The 2,706-nt window shown below is 71.1% G+C and carries 4 protein-coding genes; all 4 read left to right on the forward strand.

The genetic code is table 11. The features are described 5' to 3' along the window. Positions 1-55: 55 nt before the first annotated feature. The 4 genes from ACFO0B_RS31315 to ACFO0B_RS31330 all read left to right on the forward strand — a co-directional run bounded on the left by ACFO0B_RS31315 (position 56) and on the right by ACFO0B_RS31330 (position 2,660). Complete coding sequence (locus ACFO0B_RS31315) at positions 56-643, forward strand: hypothetical protein (RefSeq protein WP_378617328.1); 588 nt, start codon at positions 56-58, stop codon at positions 641-643. Then, the gene (locus tag ACFO0B_RS31320; RefSeq protein ID WP_378617330.1) at positions 640-1,026 is read left to right on the forward strand and encodes a hypothetical protein; all 387 of its coding nucleotides are present in this window, start codon (positions 640-642) and stop codon (positions 1,024-1,026) included. Before ACFO0B_RS31315 ends, ACFO0B_RS31320 begins: the two co-directional genes overlap by 4 nt. A 325-nt stretch (positions 1,027-1,351) precedes the next feature. Next, a complete protein-coding gene (locus ACFO0B_RS31325; RefSeq protein ID WP_378617332.1) occupies positions 1,352-2,158 on the forward strand; it encodes a hypothetical protein in 807 nt (268 codons plus the stop codon). 91 nt (positions 2,159-2,249) lie between these two features. After that, the gene (locus tag ACFO0B_RS31330) at positions 2,250-2,660 is read left to right on the forward strand and encodes a hypothetical protein (protein ID WP_378617334.1); all 411 of its coding nucleotides are present in this window, start codon (positions 2,250-2,252) and stop codon (positions 2,658-2,660) included. Positions 2,661-2,706: the final 46 nt, after the last annotated feature.

Raw genomic sequence — 2,706 nt, forward strand, 5'->3', positions numbered from 1 at the left:
GTGCCCCGAACAACCCGCCCGCACCACGTGGGCACCCACGAGAAGGAGAGAACCGATGGCACTGGTACGACAGGACAGCGAGGGACTGTTCGTCATCGTTGGCGGATGGATCGCCCGCCCACCGACCCCGGAAACCACCCACCCTCACGCGCTCGGACTGCCGCGATCCGATACCGAACTCGCGGTCGGCGACCAGCCACACGCGAGCCACAGCGGCGGACCGACCGCCCGAGTCGGCGGCGAACTGTGGTTCATCGACCGCGAGGCGCCACCCCACACACCCACCAACAGGCCGCCGGTCACACCCAGCTCGCCCACACCCGCGCTCGCGCACAACGCCCTCCCGGTCCCCACCACGGCGGCCCTGGATGCGATCTACGTGATCGCCAACGCCATCACCGGTGATCAGTTCGCCATCTACGCCCCCGGCTCCCACGACGAGCGCGGCATGTACACCGTCGCCCACGTCACCGGAGGCACTGGCGGCCACGCCACCCCCCGCATTCACCTCGTACACCCCGACGACATCGCCGCCTACGCCAGCGGAGCCGCCGACCGGATACGCCGGGGCAGCCACGGCCACGGGGCGAGCGTGTTGCTCGATCGCACCACCGGGCTCCTGCACCAGCACCTGACTCGATGAACCCCTCGACACCCACGACCCCGGAGATCCTCATGCGCGAGATGAAGAACACCCGCAGTCACGACGAGTACGGCGCGATCAAACCCGAGGCCGAACTCAGCGGCAACGACTACGTGCTGATACGGCTGCGCGACACCGACCACCCCTACGGCCGGATCCTGCTGATGGCCAAACCCTCCCGCTGCAACCACGGCATCACCATCTGCACCGAGTGCGCGCAGAGCTGGGAACTCGACCACGTCGTGCACTACGCGCTGACCGGCGGCGGGCGACGCCTGCGCGACGCCCTCGACGCGCAGCACCCCGACGCCGACAACACCCCGCCCGGTGAGGTCGACTCCGCCGAGCCGGTCGCGGACGAGGCCGACTCGGCGCGGGCGTGACTCACGACCGGCCTCGTGCTCGGCCGGCGTGCTCGCCCGCCACGGCCCCGCGGCGAGGTCGCCGGCGGAAGGGCACCCGACCTCCGCGCCACGGACGAGCTGCAAGTCGAATTCCTCTCGGAACGAGCGCATTTCAGAGAGCAGAGAGAGGAATTCGGGTCCGCAATCGATTTCCACGTTCCGCTTGACATCACGCGCCCTATCGAGCGGTCATGGAACCCGGAATAGCGCCGCACCCCAGGGCAACCGCCCCGATCGGCGCGCATTCCGTCCCGACCGGGACACCACCGAATCCACCCGAAACCCATCGTTGGAAGGAACCTGCATGTCCAGGAAGAAGAACGCCACCACCGCGCCCCCTGCACCGCCCGCGCCCACCCCGGAACGCGGTTCGGGGTCGGATTCGGTGCCCGCGCAGCGCCGCGACAGCACCCCCGCGTTGTGGGCGGCGCTGTGCGCCCACCCCGGCAGCACGACCGCCGCGCTGGCCGAAACCGCCGGGGTCGGACTGTCCACCGCGCGGCGTCTGCTGGCCCAGTGGGAAACCGCCGGGCGCGCACAGTCGCACACCGACCCCGAATCGCCCCGCGCCGCCAAAACCTGGACCCCCGGCGCGGACACGCCCGCCACCACCGACCCGGAACCGTCCACCAACCCGGCCGCGCCCGCCGCCCCGGAACCCGCGACCCCGGAACCCGTCTCGCCCGAGCCGGTCACCCCGGCCGACCCGGACCCCGCCACCCCCGCTCCTGCCGACCCGGCCGATGCCACGGCGGTCCCCGGCCCGGACGTGCCCGCCGACCCCGGCACCGACACCACGGCGCAGGCCCCGGTGGCTGCCCCCACGGGCGACGAACCCGCCGCCCCGGCCCCCGTCATTCCGGCTTCGGCTGATGCCACGGCAGCGGCGCAGCAGGTGTCGACGGTGGGACGGTTGCCCGCCGGTGGGTTGCGGGGGCTGGTCGAGGACTTCCTGCACGACAACTCGGGAAAGGAGTTCACCCCGCACCAGATCGGCAAAGCCCTCGACCGGTCCAGCGGCGCGGTCCACAACGCCCTGGTCAAGCTGACCAAGGACGGAACCGCTCAGCAGACCGGCGAGGCCCCCAAGAAATTCACCCTCGCGTCCTGACGATGGGGCGATGCCGGAATCCCCGGAGGATCTAGCTCCGGGGAGTCCGACACCGCGCCTCTCACTGTATTCCCTGAGAAAGGTGCTCGACATGTACATCACTCCCACCCCGGCGGTCCTGGCGTCCGCGCTGCACAAGGTGTTCGCCGACTCCGCACAGGCCCCCGACAGCCTGGCACTGTGGCTCGACATCGCGGCCGAGGCCGCGCGTGAGCTCAGCATGCCGGTGATGGCTCCTGTCATCCCGTGGGTGCCGGTGTTCCTGCACTACCGGCTCTACCGGACCGAGGGCGAGTTCTTCCCGCTCACCGGGTCGGTGCGGATCACGACCGGGCCGCTGATCGGCAACACCTTCGCCGATCCCGACAGCGCCGCTCGGGCGGTTGTCGACGCGACCCCGGCCCCGGTGGCCGACAGGATGCGGAAGATGTCGCCGTTGTGGCGGTTCCGTCCCACCGCCACCACGGCCACGCTGCCCGCCGCTGCGCCCGTGATCCCCTGATCCCGCGCACCGACTGAAACGGCCGGTGGTGCCGAGCGATTCGCTC

It is taken from the genome of Nocardia jiangsuensis (genome assembly GCF_042650385.1).
GTDB classification, from domain to species: Bacteria; Actinomycetota; Actinomycetes; order Mycobacteriales; family Mycobacteriaceae; genus Nocardia; species Nocardia jiangsuensis.